Source organism: Saccharothrix longispora, from assembly GCF_030852425.1.
Classification (GTDB): Bacteria; Actinomycetota; Actinomycetes; order Mycobacteriales; family Pseudonocardiaceae; genus Actinosynnema; species Actinosynnema longispora.
This window is the reverse complement of record NZ_NSDM01000016.1, coordinates 127,483-148,261: the sequence shown is the minus strand read 5'-3', so window position 1 is coordinate 148,261 and position 20,779 is coordinate 127,483. Positions and strand designations below refer to the sequence as shown.

21 protein-coding genes and 1 tRNA gene are annotated in these 20,779 nt (G+C 71.4%); 12 read left to right on the top strand and 10 right to left on the bottom strand.

From position 1 onward, the window contains the following. Positions 1-135 precede the first annotated feature (135 nt). Positions 136-345, bottom strand: a complete 210-nt coding sequence (locus tag CKY47_RS30990) for an MbtH family protein (RefSeq protein ID WP_306749872.1) — start codon at positions 343-345, stop codon at positions 136-138. Positions 346-757: 412 nt separating this feature from the next. Between CKY47_RS30990 and CKY47_RS30985 the strand changes: the two genes are divergently transcribed. Next, positions 758-1,414, top strand: coding sequence for a DUF899 domain-containing protein (locus CKY47_RS30985; protein ID WP_306749871.1), 657 nt, complete (start codon positions 758-760; stop codon positions 1,412-1,414). A 361-nt stretch (positions 1,415-1,775) separates the two neighbouring features. After that, the gene (locus CKY47_RS30980) at positions 1,776-2,975 is read left to right on the top strand and encodes a cytochrome P450 family protein (RefSeq protein WP_306749870.1); all 1,200 of its coding nucleotides are present in this window, start codon (positions 1,776-1,778) and stop codon (positions 2,973-2,975) included. 54 nt (positions 2,976-3,029) lie between these two features. Here CKY47_RS30980 and CKY47_RS30975 read toward each other — a convergent pair whose 3' ends face one another. The 3 genes from CKY47_RS30975 to CKY47_RS30965 form a co-directional block, all read right to left on the bottom strand. After that, positions 3,030-3,839, bottom strand: a complete 810-nt coding sequence (locus CKY47_RS30975) for an SDR family NAD(P)-dependent oxidoreductase (RefSeq protein ID WP_306749869.1) — start codon at positions 3,837-3,839, stop codon at positions 3,030-3,032. Positions 3,840-3,880: 41 nt separating this feature from the next. After that, positions 3,881-5,158: a condensation domain-containing protein gene (locus CKY47_RS30970; protein WP_306749868.1), complete on the bottom strand. Its 1,278-nt coding sequence runs from the start codon at positions 5,156-5,158 to the stop codon at positions 3,881-3,883. 109 nt (positions 5,159-5,267) lie between these two features. Beyond that, positions 5,268-7,043: a non-ribosomal peptide synthetase gene (locus CKY47_RS30965; protein WP_306749867.1), complete on the bottom strand. Its 1,776-nt coding sequence runs from the start codon at positions 7,041-7,043 to the stop codon at positions 5,268-5,270. A 267-nt stretch (positions 7,044-7,310) separates the two neighbouring features. On the opposite strand from CKY47_RS30965, the gene CKY47_RS30960 reads away from it, so the two are divergent. From CKY47_RS30960 to CKY47_RS30940, 5 genes are all read left to right on the top strand, one after another. Beyond that, positions 7,311-7,982 carry a class I SAM-dependent methyltransferase gene (locus CKY47_RS30960; RefSeq protein WP_306749866.1) on the top strand — a complete coding sequence of 224 codons (672 nt, stop codon included), beginning with the start codon at positions 7,311-7,313 and terminating at the stop codon, positions 7,980-7,982. A gap of 87 nt (positions 7,983-8,069) precedes the next feature. Next, positions 8,070-8,981, top strand: coding sequence for an acetylating acetaldehyde dehydrogenase (locus tag CKY47_RS30955; protein WP_306749865.1), 912 nt, complete (start codon positions 8,070-8,072; stop codon positions 8,979-8,981). Then, a complete protein-coding gene (gene dmpG / locus CKY47_RS30950) occupies positions 8,978-10,024 on the top strand; it encodes a 4-hydroxy-2-oxovalerate aldolase (RefSeq protein ID WP_306749864.1) in 1,047 nt (348 codons plus the stop codon). Before CKY47_RS30955 ends, dmpG begins: the two co-directional genes overlap by 4 nt. Then, a complete protein-coding gene (locus tag CKY47_RS30945) occupies positions 10,021-11,049 on the top strand; it encodes a beta-ketoacyl-ACP synthase III (RefSeq protein ID WP_306749863.1) in 1,029 nt (342 codons plus the stop codon). Before dmpG ends, CKY47_RS30945 begins: the two co-directional genes overlap by 4 nt. A gap of 31 nt (positions 11,050-11,080) precedes the next feature. Beyond that, positions 11,081-11,311, top strand: a complete 231-nt coding sequence (locus tag CKY47_RS30940; RefSeq protein WP_306749862.1) for an acyl carrier protein — start codon at positions 11,081-11,083, stop codon at positions 11,309-11,311. A 24-nt stretch (positions 11,312-11,335) separates the two neighbouring features. Here the strand turns inward: CKY47_RS30940 and CKY47_RS30935 are convergent, their stop codons facing one another. From CKY47_RS30935 to CKY47_RS30920, 4 genes are all read right to left on the bottom strand, one after another. Next, positions 11,336-12,115, bottom strand: coding sequence for an SDR family NAD(P)-dependent oxidoreductase (locus tag CKY47_RS30935; protein WP_371320765.1), 780 nt, complete (start codon positions 12,113-12,115; stop codon positions 11,336-11,338). Beyond that, on the bottom strand, positions 12,108-13,274 hold the full coding sequence (locus CKY47_RS30930; protein ID WP_306749860.1) for a pyridoxal phosphate-dependent aminotransferase: 1,167 nt from the start codon (positions 13,272-13,274) through the stop codon (positions 12,108-12,110). The genes CKY47_RS30935 and CKY47_RS30930 overlap by 8 nt, the downstream gene beginning before the upstream one ends. Then, on the bottom strand, positions 13,274-13,813 hold the full coding sequence (locus CKY47_RS30925; RefSeq protein WP_306749859.1) for a phosphopantetheine-binding protein: 540 nt from the start codon (positions 13,811-13,813) through the stop codon (positions 13,274-13,276). Before CKY47_RS30925 ends, CKY47_RS30930 begins: the two co-directional genes overlap by 1 nt. A gap of 399 nt (positions 13,814-14,212) precedes the next feature. Continuing rightward, positions 14,213-15,067: an alpha/beta fold hydrolase gene (locus CKY47_RS30920; RefSeq protein ID WP_306749858.1), complete on the bottom strand. Its 855-nt coding sequence runs from the start codon at positions 15,065-15,067 to the stop codon at positions 14,213-14,215. A gap of 310 nt (positions 15,068-15,377) precedes the next feature. Here CKY47_RS30920 and CKY47_RS30915 point away from each other — a divergent pair, with 310 nt between their 5' ends. The 4 genes from CKY47_RS30915 to CKY47_RS30900 all read left to right on the top strand — a co-directional run bounded on the left by CKY47_RS30915 (position 15,378) and on the right by CKY47_RS30900 (position 19,604). Continuing rightward, a complete protein-coding gene (locus tag CKY47_RS30915; RefSeq protein WP_306749857.1) occupies positions 15,378-16,181 on the top strand; it encodes a hypothetical protein in 804 nt (267 codons plus the stop codon). Between the two features lie 258 nt (positions 16,182-16,439). Further along, positions 16,440-16,769, top strand: a complete 330-nt coding sequence (locus tag CKY47_RS30910) for a YciI family protein (RefSeq protein ID WP_306749856.1) — start codon at positions 16,440-16,442, stop codon at positions 16,767-16,769. Then, on the top strand, positions 16,766-18,007 hold the full coding sequence (locus tag CKY47_RS30905) for an RNA polymerase sigma factor (protein ID WP_306749855.1): 1,242 nt from the start codon (positions 16,766-16,768) through the stop codon (positions 18,005-18,007). The genes CKY47_RS30910 and CKY47_RS30905 overlap by 4 nt, the downstream gene beginning before the upstream one ends. Positions 18,008-18,173: 166 nt before the next feature. Beyond that, positions 18,174-19,604, top strand: coding sequence for an MFS transporter (locus CKY47_RS30900; protein ID WP_306749854.1), 1,431 nt, complete (start codon positions 18,174-18,176; stop codon positions 19,602-19,604). Between the two features lie 137 nt (positions 19,605-19,741). Here CKY47_RS30900 and CKY47_RS30895 read toward each other — a convergent pair. Together CKY47_RS30895 and CKY47_RS30890 are read right to left on the bottom strand one after the other, a co-directional pair. Then, a tRNA-Leu gene (locus CKY47_RS30895) sits at positions 19,742-19,818 on the bottom strand. Between the two features lie 53 nt (positions 19,819-19,871). Next, entirely contained in the window at positions 19,872-20,153 is a 282-nt protein-coding gene (locus tag CKY47_RS30890; RefSeq protein WP_306749853.1) for a metal-sensitive transcriptional regulator, read from the bottom strand. Positions 20,154-20,426: 273 nt separating this feature from the next. Here CKY47_RS30890 and CKY47_RS30885 point away from each other — a divergent pair, with 273 nt between their 5' ends. Then, positions 20,427-20,768, top strand: coding sequence for a histone-like nucleoid-structuring protein Lsr2 (locus tag CKY47_RS30885; protein ID WP_015104119.1), 342 nt, complete (start codon positions 20,427-20,429; stop codon positions 20,766-20,768). Positions 20,769-20,779: the final 11 nt, after the last annotated feature.

Sequence of the window (20,779 nt, the reverse complement as noted above, 5' to 3'; positions counted from 1 at the left end):
CGGACTCCACCGCGACCGCACCCGGCGACCGCGCCGCCCGCCCCGCGAACAAATCCGACAACACGACCACCGGAACATCCCGCGCCGTGTCGTTCCACCCCGAGACGACCAGCTCCCGCCGGAGGTCCATGTCCGTCACGCCCGTTCGGCCCGGACGAGGCTGTGGGGCCGCATGTCGGTCCACCGCGCTTCGACGTACTCGAGGCAGTTCGAGCGGGAGTCCGCGCCGTGCGCCGCGGTCCAGCCGGCCGGGACGGCGATGCCGGCGGGCCACAGGCTGTGCTGTCCCTCGTCGTTGACGAGGACCAGGTACAGGGCGTCGGCGTCCTCGAACGGATTAGACACGGCAACCTCATTCCCATTGGGACGATGATCCGGCCGGCGACACGTCATTCGCGATCGCCCGCGCCACGGTGGGCGGCTCGCTGATCAGTCTGCCCGGCGGCCCCACCCGAAACATCTCCACAATTGCCTATCCACCAATCCCGAAGACGGCACGGCGGGATACGGCGGTGACCGTCGCGGGGCGGAAAATACTCGGTACGTTCGCGAAGCCCCGCTTCCCCGCCGACGGAGGAATGCCGGAGGTCGCCCCTCGGCGCTACGGCGCGTGGTGAGCCGGAATGGCCTGGGCGAGGCGGTCCCGGACGTTTTTCGGCGATCCCGCCAGGACGGCAAGTGCGGAGATGCGCCGCGGCCGGTCGGCCGGAAGGGTGGTCGTCAAGCCCGAGGACGAGCCCGAACTAGGAGCTGTCGGATGACCTTGCCCAGAGTCGTATCGCGAGAAGAATGGCTGGCGGAGCGTCTTCCCTTCCTCGCCAAGGAGAAGGAGCACAGCCGGGCTCGGGACGTGCTGCACGCCCAGCGGCAGGCGCTTCCGATGTTCCCCGTCGACAACAAGTACGAATTCGACACGCCGGACGGCAAGCGGAGCCTGCTCGACCTGTTCGAGGGCCGGCGGCAGCTGATCATCTACCACTTCATGCTGCCCGCCGACTCCGGCGGCATGTTGTGCCTGGGCTGCTCGTTCTGGGTCGACAACATGCCCCACCACCTCGAGCACCTGCACGCCCGCGACACGTCGCTGGTGGTGGACACCCCGCTGCCCCTGGGCGAGTTCCTCCCGCACAAGGAGCGGCTGGGCTGGTCCGTCCCGGTGACCTCCTCGTTCGGCACCGACTTCTACGACGACTTCCGCATCCAGCTCATGCCGGGCGTCGCGGCCATCCCGGGGATCACCGTCTTCCTGCGCGACGGCGACGAGATCTACTGCACCTACTCGACCGCCTTCCGCGGCACCGACCTGGTCAACAACACCTACAACTACCTCGACCTGACGTTCCTCGGACGACAGGAAGCCGACCTCGACTTCAAGTGGTCCTGGCTGCGGTACCACGACGACTACGACAAGTGACGTGGTCCGGGAGGGCTCGACAACTCCTCGTCCGCGTTCCTCTCCGCCTGCTTCCACGAGCCCCGCACCACGGGAACCCCGCCCAAGCACGAGGGCGGGGTTCCCGTCGTCGTGCCCGAAATTCCGGGTTACCTTCTCGGCGCAATATTCCCGGTTCCCTGGAATTCATTTTCGGAGAGCACGGAAGAATAAGACCGGGAAAGCCCTCCGATGATACCGTCGCGCACGACACCCATCTGTTCACCATGGGTGCCGTCGACGGTTCGACCGCGTCGAGCAATGACCGTAGAGCCACTGCGAGCTTTGGGAGACAGCTGTGGAGACAAACCGTCCGGTCGCGTTGGACAACACCGGCCGATACATGCACACCCAAGCGGACGAACTGCGCGCGCGAGGCCCCGCGGTCCAGGTGGAGATCCCCGGCGGTGTGCTGGTCTGGTCGATCAACAGCTACGCGGTCAGCAAGAAGGTGCTCGGCGACCCGAACGTCACCAAGAGCGCCCGCCACCACTGGCCGGCCTTCATCGAGGGGAGGATCCCGTCCGACTGGGAGATGATCAGCTGGGTCGCGATGGACAACGTGTCCACCACCTACGGCAAGGACCACAAGCGCTTGCGCAGGCTGATCGGCAAGGCGTTCAGCTCACGCCGGCCCGAGGACGTGCAGCCGCTGGCGAAGCGGATCACCGACACGTTGCTCGACCGCCTGGAGGGCGCCGCGGCGGCCGGTGAGGTGGTCGACCTGAAGGCCGCGTTCGCGTACCCGCTGCCCGGCATGCTCGTGGCCGAGCTGATCGGCATGCCGGAGGAGGCCCGGGTGGCCGCCGCGAAGGTCATGGACATGATGGCGCGGACGGACGTCACCCCCGAGCAGGGGCAGGAGATCCTGCTCGGCTGGCGCGGCGCCATCGAGGACCTCATCGCCCTCAAGCGCGCCCAGCCCGGCGAGGACATCGCGAGCGACCTCATCGCCGCGCGGGACGACGACGGTTCGGCGCTGAGCGAGCAGGAGCTGGTGGACACCACCTTCGCGATCCTCGGCGCCGGCTCGGAGACCACGATCAACTTCTTCGACAACGCGGTCACCGCGCTGCTCACCCACCCCGAGCAGCTCGAACTGGTCAAGTCGGGCCAGGTCTCCTGGGACGAGGTCATCGAGGAGGTGCTGCGGGTGGAGTCGCCGCTGGCGAGCCTGCCGCTGCGCTACGCGGTCGAGGACATCCCGCTGGACGGGGTGACGATCCCCAAGGGCGACCCGATCCTGATCAACTACGCCGCGATCGGGCGGGACTCCGCGGTGCACGGCGATTCCGCCGGCACCTTCGACATCACCCGCCGGGACAAGGAGCACCTGTCGTTCGGCCACGGCCCGCACTACTGCCTCGGCGCCGGCATCGCCAGGATGGTGGGCAAGACCGGCCTGTCCGCCCTGTTCGAGCGGTTCCCCGACCTGACCCTCGCCGTCGACCCCTCGGAACTCGAACCGATCCCGACCTTCATCATGAACGGGCACCTCGCGCTGCCCGTGCGCCTGTCCGGCGCCGCCTCCGCGGCGGCCTGACGTCGGGACGCGACCCCGGCCACCCCGGTGGCCGGGGTCGCGTCCCGGACGCCGTCACCGCGGGTTCGGCGCGCCGAGCGGGACCGAGGTCGCCAGCCCGCCGTCCACACCGAGGTCCTGGCCGGTGATGAACGCCGCCCGGGGCGACAGCAGGAACGTCACCGCGTCGGCGACGTCCTCGACCCTGCCGAGCCGGCCGAGCGGGATCTGGGCGCGGAACGCCTCGCGCACCTCCTCGGACGGGGCCATGCTGTCGAGCATGGCCGTCTGGATGTAACCCGGACTGACCGCGTTGACCCGGATTCCCCTGCCTGCCATGTCGGAGGCGAGCGAGCGGGTCAGGTTGGTCACGGCGGCCTTCGTCGCGGCGTACAGCGAGGCGGGCCCCATGCCGCGGTGCACGAGGAAGGTGCCGTTGATCACGACGGCGCCGCCGGCGTCGAACAGCGCCACCGCCTTCTGGATCGTGAAGAAGGCGCCCTTGAAGTTGATGTCGACGACGTGGTCGAAATCGGTCTCGGTGACCATGGCGGCCGGGCCGCCGAAGGCCACGCCGGCATTGACGAAAACTCCGTCCAGCCGGCCGAAGCGGTTTTTGACGTGGCCGATCAGCTCGTCGAGTTCGCCGGTGCGGGCCACGTCCGCGGCAACGGCGAGAACCCGGTCACCAGTGGGGTCCAACTCCTTCGCCGCGGCGTCGAGGCGCTCGGCGCGGCGACCTGCGATCACCACGTTCGCCCCCGCCTCGACCAGTCGCGTGGCGGTGGCACGGCCGATGCCGCTCCCACCACCGGTGATGAGAACGGTCTTTCCTAAGAATTCGGACATGTGGTCAGGCTTGTGGCACCGGCGGGCGCACCGCATCTTCCGCGTTGCGCTGTTCCGCCGGCGGGCTTTCCCCGCGTCTATCGGCGGTTCCACACCTGATCGGGCCGGTCGGTCATCGCCAGGACCAGGTCGAGGAACTCCGCGCCCCAGCGATCGACCGTGGCGGCGTCGACCGCCTCGGGCTCGTACTCGACGACGCACCGGAAGTCCCCGCCCGCAACGGCGAGGAAGGTCCAGATGAACACGCCGCGGCGGAACGAGGCGGGCTGCTCCTCCGGCGCGGTCACCGGCTCGACGCTGGTGGTGAACCCGGTGTCCTCGTGCTCCGCCGGTGAACCGATGTAGTTGAACCCGGACGGCAGGGCCATCGGGTCGCCGGAGCCGTTGAGCAGGTGGGGGTACATCTCGAGGATCGACTCGAGGGGGAGCTGGTTCTGCTGGGCGTCCGTGCTCGCCTTGCGGGCGCGGAGCATGAGGTCGAGGAAGGTCGTGCAGTCGTCGAACTCCAGGCGGACGGGCACGAGGTTGGAGAAGAAACCGATGGTGTTGTAGAAGTCCCTGCTCGGCCGGCCGCTGTTCACGGTCAGGAGGGTGATGTCGGACTGGCCGGAGATCTTCTCCACGAGCACCATGTACGCCGCCAGGAAGACGTGCCAGACGCTGCACCGGTGCCGTGCCGCGCTCTCGGTGATCTTCGCCAGGGTGCCGGGGTCGATGGTGAAGTTCCGCACCGCGCTGCTCGGCCCGTGGGTCGCGGGGTCGTAGGGCCGATCGGTCGGCAGCGTGCACATCTCGGCGCCGGCCAGCTTGTCCTTCCAGTAGCGGCGGGCCGACTCCGCCCTCTCGCTCCGCAGGAACTCCTCCTCCCAGGAGGCGAACTCCTGGTACGGGCGCGGTGTCGGCAGCGCGTGCGGCACCCCGGTCACCCTGGCCCGGTAGCAGGCCGCGATCTCGCGGCGGAGCACGCCGACCGACCAGCCGTCGTTGAAGAGGTGGTGGCTGAGGAGGGTGAGCACGGCGTCGTGGTCGTCGAACCGGTGCAGGGTGGCGCGCAACGACGGCGCGTCCAGGTAGGACATCGACTCCTGGTTCAACGCGTCGAGCAGGTCGAGGGCGATGTCGTCGCGGGACCGGCCGGGGGTCTCCGGGATGTCGTGCACGGCGAGCGGGACCGGCATCGCCGGCAGCACCTCCAGGAATCCGCGGGTGCCGTCCGCCTCGTCGTAGTGGACGCGGGTGCGCAGGGCCTCCTGCCGCTCCACCACCTCGTCGAGCGCGCCCCTGAGCGCGTCGACGCGCAGTTCGCCCTTGATGCGGAGGGCGAGGGCGACGATGTGCCGGGGTGAGCGCGACACGCCGAACGGGTCTTTCTGCCGAGAACTCAGCGGGTACTGGTCCACAGTGGAGCTCCATAATCTGTCGGGCGGGGTCGGGTGCTCGCCGGCGGACGTGCCGGCCCTGGCGTCAGGAGGCGGGCTGGGGCTGGTACGCGGCGCGCTTGGCTTCGATGTACGTCGCCAGTTCGGCCACGGTCGGGGTGTCGAACAGCGTGTTCACCGAAACCCCGACGCCGACCGCGGCGCCGATGCGGCTGCACAGCCGCATGGCCTGCAACGACTGGCCGCCGAGGTCGAAGAAGCTGTCGTCGATCCCCACCTCGGGCACTTCCAGCAGGGAGCTGAAGATCGCGCACAGCTCGTGCTGGAGCGGTGTCTCCGGCGCGCGGGAGGCGAGGACCTGCTTGAAGTCCGGTTCCGGCATCGCGTCGCGGTCGAGCTTGCCGTTCGCGGTCAGCGGCAGCGAGTCCAGCCGGACGAACACCTCCGGCGCCATGTAGCCGGGCAGCTTCGTCTTGGCGTACGCGCGCACCGCGGCGAGGTCGAGGTCGTCCGACTCGGGCACGACGTAGCCGACCAGCTGCTTGTTGCCGTCCTCGCGCTCGCGCGCCAGGACGACGACCTGGGCCAGCCCCGGGTGGTCGGCCAGCGCCGCCTCCACCTCGGCCAGGTCGACGAGGAACCCGAGGATCTTCACCTGGCTGTCCTCGCGGCCGACGAACTCGATCGTGCCGTCGGCGGTGCGGCGGGCCATGTCCCCGGTCCGGTACATGCGGGACCCCGGCGACCCGAACGGGTCGGCCACGAACCGCTCTGCGGTCAGGCCGGCCTGGCCGAGGTACCCGCGCGCGACGCCCTCGCCCGCGAGGTAGATCTCGCCGACGGCGTCGACGGGCGCGGGCGCGAGGCGCTCGTCCAGGACGTGGAGCGCGATGCCGGTCAGCGCGTCGCCGATCGGCACGACCTTGCCGGGCCGCGCGTCGCCGGTGAGCACGTGGTGCGCCGAGAACACGGTGCCCTCCGTGGCGCCGTACAGCGCGCGGACCACCAGGTCGGGGCAGGCGTCGAGCACCCGGCGGACCGCCGTGGGCGCGATCACGTCACCGCCGGTGAGGACCTCGTCGACCCCGGCCAACGTCGCGGGCGCCTCCTCGGCGAGCACGCGGAACAACCCGGCGGTCAGGTGGAGCCCGGTGATCCGGTGCGTCGTGATCAGCTCGCGCAGGAGCGGGGGCTCCAGCCGGCCGGGGGGCGCGACGACCACCTGGCCACCGTGCAGCAGCGGCATCCAGATCTCGTAGGTGGACACGTCGAAGGCGTAGGGCGCCACCAGCAGGACCCGCGCGTGCCGCTCGACCGCCCACTGCGGATCGGACAGGAGCCGCACCACGTCCCGCTGGGTCACCGCGACGCCCTTGGGCTGGCCGGTGGAACCCGACGTGTGGATCACGTAGGCCAGTTGGTCGGGGTGGACCGGCACCCCCGGGTCGTCGGTCGGCTCCCCGGCGATGCCCGGGTCGTCCACGGCGACGACCGGCACGCCGGTGGGCACGCCGGCCGCGCGCATCGCGTCGTCCACGAGCAGCACCGAGGGCCGCGCGCGGTCCACGATCCACTGCCGCCGCTCGGCCGGGTCGGCTTCGTGGACCGGCAGGTAGGCCCCGCCCGCCTTGAGGATCGCGAGGAGGGTCACCACCAGCTCGGCGGACCGCTCCACGAGGACGGCGACCGGGTCTTCGGGGCCGACCCCGAGCCCGATCAGCCGGTGCGCGAGCCGGTTGGCCCGGTGCTCCAGCTCCCGATAGGTCAACGAGGTGCCGCGCGCGGCGTCCGACACGGCGGTCGCTTCCGGTGTCCGCGCGACCTGCTCAGCAAACCGGGCGGGAATGGAAAAGGCTGTCATGTCATTCTCCGTTTAGCTCGGCACGTTCGTGCTGTTATCGTTAAAGAACATGCGCAGCATTCTTCTCGCGATCCGTCCTCACGCTCTTCAGTAAGTATCCTCACGTCGCGGCCCCGGTCATCTCCACGGTTGCTCGCCTTGGTTTGTCGCCCGCGCGTCACGGCCGCGACTGTTCGCGCTGTTCAGCCTCGCAACCCGGAAGACGTTGGCCGGCGCTCTCGCCGGTAATCATGGTCGTGACAGCGTCGGCATCACGAGGAGGAACCGGTGCTCGTTCATCTGGTGCTGGACGATGAGATCCAGCAGTACGTGCAGGACGTGTCGCTGCGCGAGGACGAGATCGCGCGCGGGCTGCGGGAGGCCACTTCCGCGCAGGTGTTCGAGCACAGGATGGCGGTCTCACCGGAGCAGGGGCAGCTGCTCGGCTTCCTCGTCGGGTTGACGTCCGCCACCACCGTGGTCGAGGTCGGGGTGTTCACCGGGTACAGCACGCTGGCCATGGCGCGCGCGCTCCCCCCGGGCGGCCGCGTCATCGCCTGCGACTTCAACGCGGAGTGGGCCGAGATCGGGCGCCCGTTCTGGGAACGGGCCGGCGTCGCCGACCGCATCCAGCTCGAACTGCGCCCCGCGGTGCAGACCCTCGACGCGCTGCTGGCCGACGGCGCGGCGGGCACCGTGGACTTCGCCTTCATCGACGCCGACAAGGAAGGCTATCCCCTCTACTACGAGCGGTGCCTCGAACTGCTCAGGCCGGGCGGGCTGATGGCCATCGACAACGTCCTCCTGACCGGCAACGTGGCGCGACCGGACATCAGCGACCCGGAGACGGACTCGATGCGCGCGCTGAACTCCGCGCTGCGCGACGACGAGCGGGTCGAGCTGAGCATGCTTCCCGTCTTCGACGGCGTCACGCTGGCGTACAAGCGCGCCCGCGACTGACCGTCCAAGCCGTTGCGCAAGGGCTGCGCCCCGCACGCGGGGAGCGGTGGCGGCCCGGAACGATGTTCCTCACGTCAGGGGTGACGAATGACCTACAACGACAACCGGACAGCTCCCGGCCGACTGTCCGTGGCGGTGCTCGGCGCGGGCCTCATCGGCATCGACCTCATGGCCAAGATCATCCGTTCGGACCACCTCGACCTGGGGCTCGTCGCGGGCCGGGACCAGGCCACCTCGGGGCTGCGCCAGGCGGCCCAGCTCGGTGTGCCGGTCGCGACGGGGGGCGTGCAGTCCCTCGTGGACGTCGAGCGGCCGTTCGACGTGGTGTTCGACGCCACCAGCGCGGCCGCCCACGTCGAGCACGTGGAGAAGCTCTCACCCCTGGGCACGGTGGTCATCGACCTCACGCCCAGCCGGAACGGTCGGATGATCTTCCCGACCGTCAACCGGGAGGACATCTCCGCGCACCGCGACCTCAGCATGGTGAGTTGCGGCGGGCAGGCGGCGGTGCCGATCCTGCGCGCGATCACGCAGGCCCACCGGGTCCACTACGTCGAGGTGGTCACGACCGCCGCCACCCTGAGCATCGGCCGCGGGACCCGCCTGAACCTCGACGAGTACGTGGACACCACGCAGGAAGCGGTCCGCCTGTTCACCGGGGTCGCGGACGTCAAGGCGATCCTCAACATCAGCCCCGCGCGGCCTCCCGCGACGTTCCGGGTCGCCATGTCCCTGCTGGGCGAGGACCTCACCACCGACTCGTTGCGCTCGCTGGTGGCGGGCGCCGCGGCCGAGGTCCGCTCCTTCGCCAAGGGCTTCGAGGTGAAGGCGTGCAGCGCGAACGACGGCAGGGGCTTCGTCGCCGTGGAGGTCACGTCCTCCGGGGACCGCATCCCGCGCTACGCCGGGAACCTCGACATCATCAATTCCGCCGCGCTCCTGGTCGCGGAGAGCTACGCGGCGGACCGGCTCCCGACTGCGGACGTGGTGAACTCATGACCGAGGCAACGAGCCCGGACGTCGCGGGCAAGCCGATCCTGATCCACGACCCGAGCCTGCGGGACGGCCACCACGCCGTCCGGCACAGCCTCGGCGCGGAGCAGCTGCGCGCCTACGCGCTCGCCGCGGACGCCGCGGGTGTCCCGGTGGTCGAGGTCGGCCACGGCAACGGGCTGGGCGCCTCCTCGCTCCAGGTCGGCCAGGCCAGGCTCGGCGACGACGAGATGCTGTCGATCACCAGGGAAGCCCTGACGAACAGCAAGCTCGGTGTCTTCATGCTGCCCGGCTGGGGCACGACCAAGGACATCGAGAGGGCCATCGCGCACGACGTCGACCTGGTGCGCATCGGCACCCACTGCACCGAGTCCAGCCTGGCCGAACGGCACCTGGGCTTCCTGCGCGAGCAGGGCGTCGAGGCGCACGCCGTGCTCATGATGAGCCACATGACCAGCGCCGAGCGGCTCGCCGAGCACTGCGCGCGCCTGGTCGACTACGGCGCCACCGGGGTGGGCATCATGGACTCCGCGGGCCACTACCTGCCCTCCGACGTCACCGAGCGCATCACGGCCATGTGCGCCGCGGTCGACGTGCCGGTGATGTTCCACGGGCACAACAACCTCGGCATGGCCGTGGCGAACTCCATCGCGGCGGCCGACGCGGGAGCGTCCATCCTGGACGCGTGCGCCCGGGGTTTCGGCGCCGGGGCGGGCAACACGCAGCTCGAGGTCCTGGTGCCGGTGCTCGAACGCGTGGGCTACCGCACCGGCATCGACCTGTACCGGCTCCTGGACGCGGCGGACATCGCCGAGCGGGAGCTGATGCCCGCGCCGCCGACCGTGGACTCCATCTCCATCGTCAGCGGCCTCGCCGGGGTGTTCTCCGGGTTCAAGACCCGGGTGCTCGACATCTCCGCCCGCGAGGGCGTCGACCCGCGCGACGTCTTCTTCGAGCTCGGCCGCCGCCAGGCGGTCGCGGGCCAGGAGGACCTCATCGTGGACGTCGCGCTGGCCCTGCGGGGCGCCGGGAGCGGGGACCGGTCGTGACGGGTGGCGCCACCGGGTCCGCGGATCGCGCGGTCGTCTGCGGCCTCGGGTCCTGGCTGCCGGAGCGGGTGGTCACCAACGCGCAGTTGTGCGAGCGGCTCGACGTGTCGGAGGACTGGATCGTGGGCCGGACCGGGATCTCCCGCCGCCGCTGGGTCGAGCCGGGCGTGGCGACGTCCGACCTCGCGGTCGAGGCGGGCCGGGCCGCGCTCCGGTCGGCGGGCGGCGGGCCGGTCGACGCCGTCGTGCTGGCGACCACCACCCCGGACCACCGCTGCCCGGCGACCGCGCCCGACGTGGCCGCGCGCCTCGGCCTCGGCGGTGTCGCCGCCTTCGACGTCTCGGCCGTGTGCACGGGGTTCGTCTACGGCCTGGCGACGGCGGCGGGCTTCATCGCGGCGGGGCTGGCCGAGCGCGTCCTGCTGATCGCCGCCGAGGCGTTCTCCACCCTGCTCGACCCGGACGACCGGACGACCCTGCCGATCTTCGGCGACGGGGCGGGCGCCGTGGTGCTGCGGCGCGGCCGGGCCGACGAGCCGGGGGCCATCGGCCCGCTGGTGCTGGGCAGCGACGGCGACCGCACCGGGCTGATCACGGTGGAGGCCGGCGGCTCGCGGGCCCCCCTCGGGGCGGAGGCGCCGGACGACGGGTCGCAGTACTTCCGGATGCGGGGACGCGAGGTGTTCCGGCACTCGGTCGAGCGGATGAGCGCCGCGGCGACCGAGGCGCTCGCCGGGGCGGGCTGGCGGTTGGACGACGTCGACCGCGTGGTCACCCACCAGGCGAACGCGCGCGTCAGCGCCGCACTGGCCACCCGGCTCGGCCTGCGCCGGGACGTGGTGGCCCAGAACATCGCCGAGGTCGGCAACACCGCCGCCGCCTCGATACCGGTCCTGCTCGCCCAGGCGGCGTCGGACGGGACCCTCGAACCCGGCCACCGGGTGCTGCTCGCCGCCTTCGGCGGCGGCCTCACCTGGGGCGCCACCACGTTGACCTGGCCCGAACTCGACATCCGCGACGCATAGGGCACCCAGCCGACGGACACCGGAGGACGCAATGTACGAGCTGTTGAAATCAGTCATGACCGAGGTCCTGCTGCTGGACGTCGACGGGGTGCGCCCGGACGCGAGCCGCGAGGACGCGGGCCTGGACTCGCTCGCCGTCGTCGAGCTGTCCATGGTGCTCAGCCGGCGCCACGGCATCGAGATCACCGACGACGAGCTGCTCGAACTCGACACCGTGGCGGAGATCGTCGCGCTCATGGAGCAGCGGACCGCCGGCGTCTGACGTCCCAGCCGCCGGCGCCCGGTCTCAGCTCCGCAGGTAGGAGGCGCCGTTCAGGTCGAGGATGGCGCCACTGGCCCACTCGGCCTGGGCGGAGGCCAGGTAGAACACGCCCTCGGCGATCTCGCCTGGCTCGGCGACCCGGCCGAACGGGCTCTGCGCCCTGATCTCGTCACCGCCCGGCGGCACGAGCCAGTCCGTGGTCATCTCCGTGGCCACGAACCCGGGCGCCACGGCGGAGACCGCGATCCGGTGCGGCGCGAGCGCGAGCGCGAGCGACTGGGTCAGGGAGTTCAGGCCCGCCTTGCTGGCCCCGTAGGCGGGCACGTCCGGCTCGCCGCGGAACGCGCCGCGCGACGAGACGTTGACGATCCGCCCGCCGCGCCCCCGCTCCGTCATGTGCCTGACCGCGCACCAGGTCACGTTGGCCGCGCCGACCAGGTTGACCCCCAGCGTCAACCGCCAGTGCTCCTGCCAGGCCGCGTAGTCGACCTCCGTGATCGGGTGCGCGACGAAGACACCGGCGTTGTTCACCAGGACGTCCAGGCCGCCCAGTCGTCCGACGGCGGAGTCCACCGCCGCCGGCAGGGCCTCGCTGTCCATCAGGTCGGCCTCGACGACGACGTGCCCGTCGCCGTCGAGCCCGGCCACCAGCTCCCCCGCGACACCACCCACGCCCTTGTCGAGGATCGCCACCCGGTCACCGGCCGCCGCGAACCGCCTCGCGATGGCCCACCCGATGCCCCGGGCCGCCCCGGTCACGAGGACCGCGCGTCCACCGGCCGACTCACTCACGTTCTCAACCATGGGTCAGACTCCCGCTCGCCAACCTGTCGACAGCTTCGGCCAGTACCTCGTCCGGAAGGGAGAAGCAGGCGCGCACGTACGGACGGTCCGGCGCGTCCAGGTAGAACGCCTCCCCCGGCACCGTTCCGACGAGGTTGTCCTCCAGCAGCACCTCGGCCGCTTCCGCCCCGGTCGCCACGCCCATCCGCGAGCAGTCGACGAACAGGTAGTACGAGCCTTCCGGTTCGTTGGGCGACAACCCGGCGGCGGCGAAGCCCTCCGCCAGGTACCGGCGCTTCCGGTCGTACATCGCGCGGAGGTCGCGGTAGTAGTCGTCGCCCAGGCCCAGCGCCCGCGCGCCGATCTGCTGCAACGGGGTCGGCGCGCAGACGACGAGCGAGTCGGCCGCGACCCTGATCGCGCTGATCAGCCGTTCCGGGCCGGAGGCGTAACCCAGCCGCCACCCGGGAACGCTGAACGACTTCCCCAGCGACGACAACGTCACCGTGCGCTCGCCGAGGTTCCCGACCGCCGCCGCGGCGAGGTGCGGGGCCGGGTCGAAGTAGATGTCCTCGTACACCTCGTCGGTGATGACGAGCAGGTCGTGCTCGTCCGCGACGGCCGCGACGACGGCGAGTTCCGCCGCGGTGAGCCGTCGCCCGGTCGGGTTGTTCGGCGTGCAGAGGATCATCGCGCGCGTCCGGTCGGTGACGGCCGCCCGCAGCGACTCCCCGGTGATCCGGAAATCCGGCCCGACCAGCCGGACCGGCTGCGGGTGCAGGTCCAGCACCTGGAGCGAGGACGGGTAGTAGCTGTAGAAGGGCTCGAACAGGATGACGCCGTCCCCCGCGTCGAGCAGGGCGCTGAGCGTCGCCATGAGGGCGCCCGTCGCGCCGACCGTGGCCACGACCTGGGTCGCGGGATCGACGCTGATCCCGCTGCACCTCTTCAGCTTGTCGGCGGCGGCTTCGCGGAAGACGGCGAGGCCCTCGGGCTGGCTGTACGAATGACCGAGGTGCTCGAAGTCCCGTGCGCCCTCGGCCAACGGCGAAGCGGGTGGCGGGACCTGGCTGAGCCCTTGCGCGAGGTTGACGGCGCCGAGCTGCCGGCAGCGCACGGTCATGGCCCCGAGGACGGACTGCCGCAGGCCCCGCATCCTGTTGGCGACCCCGACCACCATCAGCCGCCGCTGCTCAGCCGGTCCAGCAGCTGGTCGAGCTCCGCGACGGTGGGGGCGTCGAAGAGTTCGTTCATCGAGATCTCCAGGCCGAACTCCGGGCCGACCCGGCCCGCTATCACCATGGCGTCGATCGACTCGCCGCCCATGATGAAGAAGTTGTCGTCGATGCCGCACCGGGTCCGGCCGAGCACTTCGGCGAAGACCGCGCACAGGACTTCCTGGCGGGGGGTCTCGGGCGCCCGGTAGGGCAGCAGGCCGCGCAGGTCGGGCGCGGGGAGCGCCTGCGCCTCCGGCGTTCCCTCGGAGTCCACCGGAATGGCGTCGACGACCACGACGGCGGCCGGCACCGCGCTGCCGGGCAACCTCTCCCTGAGGTACCTGTGCAACGCGGCCAGGTCGAGACCGGGGCTGCTGGGCACGACGTAGGCCACTCCGACCTGGCCCACGGGTTCCTGAACATGCGTCAGGACCGCGGCCTCCGCGAGTTCGGGGTAGGCGGCCAGCACATCTCGCACATCCTGGATCGCAGTAGCAGCCATCAGCCGCTCACCTTCCATTCGGGCTTCGAGAATCTCCCCCGACAACCTTCGCAGCCCCGGGCTTGCCCGCGATCTTCCGCATTGCTCAGATCGGGGCACGGCTCGGCAATGGGAGAGATGCCGCCGAAGGCGTCTTCCGTCCGGGAAGGACTGCGCCATTGCGGATGGTCGGAATCCGGCGGTACAGGAGGTATGTCGCAATTCCGCGCGGCGCGCGGGTGGTCGCGGGTCGAACCTCGCCCACACCATTCCGGTGGATTCGACATCGGCGCCGCCGAGCGGCGAAGTCGGTGCGGTGATCGCGGTGCGGCGGGCTACCGCGCCGTGACCGCCGGGGCGGTCACGGCGGCCAGGGCCCGGTCGCGGCCGGCACCACGTGGTGGCCGACCCGATCGACGATCAGAGCGCGAGCATCGCCTCGGCGACCTCGTCGGAGGCGGCGACCGGGATCGCGGTCGAGGCCTTCTCCAGCACGAGCAGCCGCGCGTCGGGGATCTCGCGGGCGAGCGCCTCGCCGTTGCCGACGGGGAAGAACGGGTCGCGACGGCCGTGCACCACCAGCGTCGGCACCGCGATCTCGGGCAGGCGCTCGCGCCAGCGCGGCCCGCAGTCCAGCCTGGCGAACACCATGCCCACGTGGTTGGCGATCCGGACCGAGTCGTTGGCGCCCGGAGTGCGGTCGAAGATGCGCTCGGCGGTCGCGCGCGCCTCGGCGGGGTCGTCGTCGAAGACCTCCGCGGCGATGCCGGCGAACTTCACGACGGAGGCGCGGTCGGACCAGTCCGGCTTCGGGAGCGAGAACCGCTTCTTCATCTTCGCCGCGTCGTGGTCGGGCAGGTCGGGGTCGACCGGGCCCGGTGCGACGGACCGCGTCCCGACGAGGGTGAGCGCCGAGAACGCGTCCGGGTGGTCGAGCACGGCGAGCTGGGCCACCATCCCGCTGACGCCGATGCCCGCCAGGTGCGCCGGGCGGTCGTCGAGGCCGCGGGCCAGCGCGGCGGCGTCGGCGGCGAGGTCGCGCAGCGTGTACCTCGGGGCGTCGGGGTCGATGGTCGTCGAGGTGCCGGCGTCGCGCAGGTCGTAGCGCACGACGTGACGCCCCCCGCGGGCGAGCGCCTCGCACAGCGCGTCGGGCCAGGCCAGCATGGTCACGCTGCCCGCGAGCAGCACGAGGGGCGCCGTCTCGTCGCCGAAGTGCTCGACCCCGAGCGTAATTCCTCCGGGTGTGCGAAACGAGTGGGCCGTCGAGCGCATGGTCAACCTCCAGGGGCAGGTGTGTGATCACGGCTACGCTACTCCCCGGGGCCTTTCGTCGTGCCGGAGCCGGATGGGCGGGCACGACGGCCGCAATGGGGGAGTTGCCGGGGGAATCGGTCCTCGCGAAGCTGTCAGCACGGCCGCACGGGGTCACCCCGTTCGTCACGGGATTCGGAAATCCGCCCCCGGGCGCCGGAGCCCGGCCGTTCCGCCCGACGAAGAAGCGCGGCGACGTTCGTCTTCGACGGGTACGCGGAAGTCCCGCTGGTGTCCGAGGGCTGAAGCGCCCGAGGGGAAGGAACCACCGATGCAGGCCGTCATTGGCACCAAACCACTGTGCAGCAGGCTCAGCTCCGGGGGCGGGGCGGCCGTCCTGGTCGCCGACTTCCAGCCGCTCACCCCGACGCCGCGGCTCAGCCGGCTGGTCGGCGACGTGGCCGCCGGTCACCCGGTCTACCAGGTGGACCCGCGCGGTGCGCTGTCCGGTGACCGGCTCTACGCCACCCTGCCGGAACTGGCCGACGAGACCGCCGCCGCCTTCCGCTCCGACGAGTCCACCGCGACCGGCGACCGGCGCGTGTTCGTCGTGGGCCACTGCAGCGCCGCCGGCCTGGCCCTGCAGATCGCCGAACGGCTGGTCGGCGAGCGGGAGGTCACCGCCATCCTGGTGCAGCCGACCTGGCCCGGCACGGACCACGTCACCGAGCGCTTCGCCGAGTTCCAGGGGAAGTTGGGCGTCGGCGGTCTCGCCAGTCCCGACCTGGACGGCGATCCGCTGGCCTGCGTCGCCGGGATGGAGCAGCTCATGAACGAGGGGCTGGCGGGGGTGGCGACGCGGCTCGGCCTCACCAAGCCCCCCCTGGCGTTCTCCGAACTGCTGGTGTCGTACCGGACGTGGCTCGCCTTCCTGCTGGCCTGCCGCAACGACCGCCCCGTGAAGGTGCCCTCCGACGCGGTCGCGATCTCGGTGCTGACCGACGAGCCCGGCTTCGTGCTGCCCGGGAGCGTTCCGGAGCGGTGCCGGATCACACCGCCGCCGCCCGCGGAACGGCCCGACGCCGTGACGCCGGAGCTGGCCGAGCGCGTGCGCGACCTGGTCGACGGCCGCTGAAGCGGTGGGCGCGGCCCGAGCGGCCGCGCGGCGTCGCGGTGCCGCGGCGAGCCGGGACGCCGGTTCGGCAAGCCGTAGGGCGAGGTCCTCGCGGATCACCCGCCGGCCGCCGCGCCGACGCGTCCCGGTCCGCTCGGGGGCCGACCCGACCCGGTCGGACCACCCGGGTCCGCCTGCCGGCCGGCGCCGCGGTATTACGCTGGCCGACGCACCGGACCGCTTCACCACACTGTCCTGACGCCAGAGGAGATGTTGCGGATGCAGTACCTGCTTTCCGTGATCCACGACCAGGCCAGCACCGACGACCCGGACGAGCAGGCTGCGATCGACGTGTTCAACGACCGGCTCCGCGCCCAGGGGCACTGGGTCTTCGCCGGTGGGCTCAGCGCACCGGAGAACGCCACCGTCATCGACCACCGGGGCGCGGAGGCGGTGGTCACCGACGGCCCGTTCCTGGAGTCGAAGGAGTACCTCGCCGGTTTCTGGATCATCGAAGCACCCGACCTCGACGTCGCGCTCAAGCTCGCGACCGAGGGGGCGAGGGCCTGCAACCGGAAGGTCGAGGTGCGGCCGTTCGTGGCCGTGTGAGCGGGTTCGACGTCCGGGAGGCGATCACCCGCGCCCACCACGAGGAGTGGGCGCGGGTGGTCGCCCTCCTGACCAGGCGCTTCGGCGATCTCGACATCGCCGAGGAAGCGGCCGCCGAGGCGTTCGCGACCGCCGTCGAGCGGTGGTCGGTCGACGGCGTGCCGCCCAACACCGCCGCCTGGCTGACCACCACCGCCAACCGCAAGGCCATCGACCGCATCCGGCGCGAGAGCAAGCGCGACGAGAAGCAGAGGGAGGCTCGGATGGTGCACGGCGCCGGCCCGCGCGAGCCCCCCGGCGCCATCGACGACGACCGGCTCCGGTTGATCTTCACCTGCTGCCACCCGGCGCTGGCGGTGGAATCCCGCCTGGCGCTGACGTTGCGCATGGTCGGCGGTCTGACCGTGCCCGAGATCGCCCGCGCCTTCCTGGTGACCGAGAGCGCCATGGGGCAGCGGATCACCCGCGCGAAGGCCAAGATCAAAGCGGCGCACATCCCCTACCGCGTGCCGGCCACCGAGGACCTCCCGGCACGCGTCACCGGCGTGCTCGCCGTCCTGTTCCTCGTCTTCAACGAGGGCTACCTGGCCACCAGCCCCGACACCGACCCCGTGCGCCACGACCTGACCGCCGAGGCGATCCGGCTCACCCGCCTGATCCGCGACCTGCTGCCGGACGACGGCGAGGTGGCCGGGCTGCTGGCGCTGATGCTGCTCATCGAGGCCCGCCGCCCGGCCCGGGTCTCGGCGAGCGGTGAACTGGTCCCCCTGGCCGAGCAGGACCGCGGGGCGTGGGACGCGACGCTGATCGCCGAGGGCCACCGGCTGGTGCGCGAGCGCCTCGCCGCGGCCGCCGCCGGCGTCGCCCCGGGTCGCTACCAGATCCTCGCGGCGATCAACGCCGTGCACACCTCCGCCCGGGACATCCGCGACACCGACTGGTCACAGGTGCTCGCCCTGTACGACCAGCTCGTCCGCGTCGACCCGTCGCCGACGATCGCCCTCAACCGGGCGATCGCGGTCGCCGAGGTCGACGGCCCGGACGTGGCGCTGGCGGCCGTCGACCGGCTCGGGAACGCGCTGGCCGGCTACCACGCCTACCACGCCACCCGCGCCGAGCTGCTGCGCCGGACGGGCCAGGGCCGGCAGGCGCGCGCGGCCTACGACCGGGCCATCGAGCTGGCCGGCAACACCGCCGAGACCGCCTACCTGACCCGTCGCCGCGACCAACCGGGGTAGCCGGGAGCCCGTGCGCGCGGGCGTGTCCGGCCCGGTCCGAGGACGGCGTCCGGGTGCCGCAGAAAATCTCCGGGGCGGTGTCGGATCGGGCCGGCGGCGTTCGTAGTAGGGGCGAGAGGTCGCCCATGAGGGGGCGCCCCCGACGGAACCGAGAAGGACGTTCCTCATGACAAGCACGACGGAGCCGGGCGCGGGCACCGCACGCCTCTCCAGCCGCCGGATGTGGGCGATCCTGGGGCTGGTGCTGCTCGCCGACGCCATCGACGTGATCGACGGGACAATCACGAACATCGCGGCCCCCACCATCGCCCGCGAGCTCAACGGCGGTGAGAGCCTGATCAAGTGGGTGGGACCGGCGTACATGCTCGCCATGGGCGTCCTGCTCCTGATCGGCGGCCGGCTGGGCGACAAGTTCGGCCAGCGCAAGCTCTTCCTCATCGGCATGGGCGGCTTCACCCTGGCCTCGGCGGTCATCGGCTTCTCGCCCGACCCGGGCCTGCTCATCGCCGCCCGGGTCGCCCAGGGCGCGTTCGGCGCCCTGCTCATCCCGCAGGGCATGGCGATCATGACGAAGGCGTTCGACCGCGAGATGCTCGCCAAGGCGTTCGGCCTGTTCGGCCCGGTCCTCGGCATCTCCAGCGTCGGCGGCCCGGTCCTGGCCGGGTTCATCATCAACGCCGACCTGTTCGGCCTGTCCTGGCGCCCGATCTTCCTCGCGAACATCTTCCTCGGCATCATCGGGATGATCATCGCCGTCAGGATCCTGCCGCGCGACGACGACGCCGACCGGTCCACCGTCGTCGACGGTTGGGGCTCCGGCCTGCTCTCGGTGGCCATGTTCGGGCTGCTGTACGGCCTGATCGAGGGCTCGACCAACGGCTGGCACGCCTTCTCCGTCATCGCGGTCGTCGTCGGCCTGCTGTTCTTCGGCGCCTTCGCCTACCGCCAGCGCACCGCGGAGCACCCGCTCATCAAGCCCTCGCTGCTGAAGAACCGCGGCTTCACCTCCGGCATGGTCGTGGGCCTGGTCGCCTTCGCCGCCAGCACCGGCCTGTTCTTCGTGCTGTCGCTGTTCATCCAGGAAGGGCTGCACGCCAGCCCGCGGGACGCCTCGCTCGGCCTCGTGCCGCTCACCGTGGGTCTCATCGGCGCCAGCTTCGCCGCCATGGGCGGCCTGGTCACCAAGCTCGGCCGCAAGCTCGTCTTCATCGGCCTGGGCGTCTCCATCGTCGGTTGCGGTTGGGTCCTGGCCCTCGTCAAGTTCTCCGGGACGGACCTCAGCCTCTGGGCGCTGGCCCCGGCGTTCATCGTCATCGGCGTCGGCACCGGCCTCTGCTTCACCACGATCCCGACCGTCGCCCTGGGCGACGCGAAGCCCGACGAGGCCGGCAGCGCCAGCGGCTCGCTCGGCTCGATCCAGCAGCTCGCCTCGGCGATCGGCTCGGCCGCGGTCACGTCGGTCTTCTTCATGGCCGCGACGTCCGGGTTCGCCCACGCGATGGAGGTCACCCTCATCGTCGTCCTGGCCGCCACGGCCCTCAGCCTGCCGTTCGTGGTCCTGATGCCCCGCAAGGCGCCGTCGGAACCCTCGGAGTGAGCAACCGGCCACAGCGCCGGGAACGGCCGGTCGACGGGGTGTTCCCACCCGTCGACCGGCCGTTCTCGTCGTGGGGGTGTCCGGAACCGGGCGCGTCGAGCGATCCGGGCGATCGGCCCGCGAGGCCCGGTCGGGCGTGGTGCCCCCGGTGCGACTCGAACGCACACTGGACGGATTTTGAGTCCGCTGCCTCTGCCGATTGGGCTACGGGGGCCGGCGGGAGCACTCTACTGGATCAGGGCGCCGCGCCCGGGCACGGGGGCGCGGTCAGGAGCGGACCAGTCGGGTGATCGCCGCGGACGCCTCCGCGATCTTCTCCTCGGCCACCTCGCCGCCCTCGGCCGCCGCCTGGGCCACGCAGTGCTTCAGGTGCTCTTCCAGCAGGCCCAGGGAGACCGCCTGGAGGGCCTTGGTGGCCGCGGAGATCTGGGTCAGGACGTCGATGCAGTAGTCGTCGTTCTCGACCATGCGCTGGAGACCGCGCACCTGGCCCTCGATGCGCCTGAGCCGCTTGAGGTACGCGTCCTTGTCCGCCGTGTAGCCGTGCACCGTCCCCCACCTTCCCTACCCTGGGCGGGTATCCGAGTCCAGGATAGGCCACCCGACCGGGTGTGACGGGCACCACCGGAGGACCTTCGGGCAGCCTCGCATTTCAGGTCGTGTGGTTTAGCCCGTGAAATGACCCGTCCGGGGGCATCCAGTCACATTTTCATGCCGAAAGGTTAGGCGATATTCCTCTCGTGCACTATGGTGACCCCCGAAGCGTGTGGCGCAGAACAAGTCGAGGGCAGCACGCGCTATGCGAGCACACACGGAGGAACAGTGGCACAGCAGACCGTCGTCCAACTCATCGACGACCTCGACGGCAGCGAAGCCGCCGAGACCGTGACCTTCGCGCTGGACGGTGTGGAGTACTCCATCGACCTCTCCAAGGACAATGCGGACAAGCTCCGCGAGTCCCTGGCCGACTTCGTCGCCAAGGCACGCCGTGCGGGTGGGCGCAAGCAGCGCAAGGGCACCGGCAAGAGCACGGTAAAGGCTGGTGACAAGGCCCAGGCGCAGGCCATTCGGGACTGGGCCCGGGCGCAGGGCCACCAGATCTCCGACCGCGGCCGCATTCCCCAGGGCCTGGTCGTGCAGTTCCAGGAAGCGCACGCCTCCTGACCTGCGGGGCA

What these genes read in the sequence shown, in the direction of transcription:
- CKY47_RS30985 (WP_306749871.1), top strand. Translation starts at nt 758, where the DNA reads ATGACCTTGCCCAGAGTCGTATCGCGAGAAGAATGGCTGGCGGAGCGT.
- CKY47_RS30980 (WP_306749870.1), top strand. Translation starts at nt 1,776, where the DNA reads ATGCACACCCAAGCGGACGAACTGCGCGCGCGAGGCCCCGCGGTCCAG.
- CKY47_RS30975 (WP_306749869.1), bottom strand. Translation starts at nt 3,839, where the DNA reads ATGCGGTGCGCCCGCCGGTGCCACAAGCCTGACCACATGTCCGAATTC.
- CKY47_RS30965 (WP_306749867.1), bottom strand. Translation starts at nt 7,043, where the DNA reads ATGACAGCCTTTTCCATTCCCGCCCGGTTTGCTGAGCAGGTCGCGCGG.
- CKY47_RS30955 (WP_306749865.1), top strand. Translation starts at nt 8,070, where the DNA reads ATGACCTACAACGACAACCGGACAGCTCCCGGCCGACTGTCCGTGGCG.
- dmpG (WP_306749864.1), top strand. Translation starts at nt 8,978, where the DNA reads ATGACCGAGGCAACGAGCCCGGACGTCGCGGGCAAGCCGATCCTGATC.
- CKY47_RS30940 (WP_306749862.1), top strand. Translation starts at nt 11,081, where the DNA reads ATGTACGAGCTGTTGAAATCAGTCATGACCGAGGTCCTGCTGCTGGAC.
- CKY47_RS30935 (WP_371320765.1), bottom strand. Translation starts at nt 12,115, where the DNA reads ATGGTTGAGAACGTGAGTGAGTCGGCCGGTGGACGCGCGGTCCTCGTG.
- CKY47_RS30930 (WP_306749860.1), bottom strand. Translation starts at nt 13,274, where the DNA reads ATGGTGGTCGGGGTCGCCAACAGGATGCGGGGCCTGCGGCAGTCCGTC.
- CKY47_RS30925 (WP_306749859.1), bottom strand. Translation starts at nt 13,813, where the DNA reads ATGGCTGCTACTGCGATCCAGGATGTGCGAGATGTGCTGGCCGCCTAC.
- CKY47_RS30920 (WP_306749858.1), bottom strand. Translation starts at nt 15,067, where the DNA reads ATGCGCTCGACGGCCCACTCGTTTCGCACACCCGGAGGAATTACGCTC.
- CKY47_RS30915 (WP_306749857.1), top strand. Translation starts at nt 15,378, where the DNA reads ATGCAGGCCGTCATTGGCACCAAACCACTGTGCAGCAGGCTCAGCTCC.
- CKY47_RS30910 (WP_306749856.1), top strand. Translation starts at nt 16,440, where the DNA reads ATGCAGTACCTGCTTTCCGTGATCCACGACCAGGCCAGCACCGACGAC.
- CKY47_RS30900 (WP_306749854.1), top strand. Translation starts at nt 18,174, where the DNA reads ATGACAAGCACGACGGAGCCGGGCGCGGGCACCGCACGCCTCTCCAGC.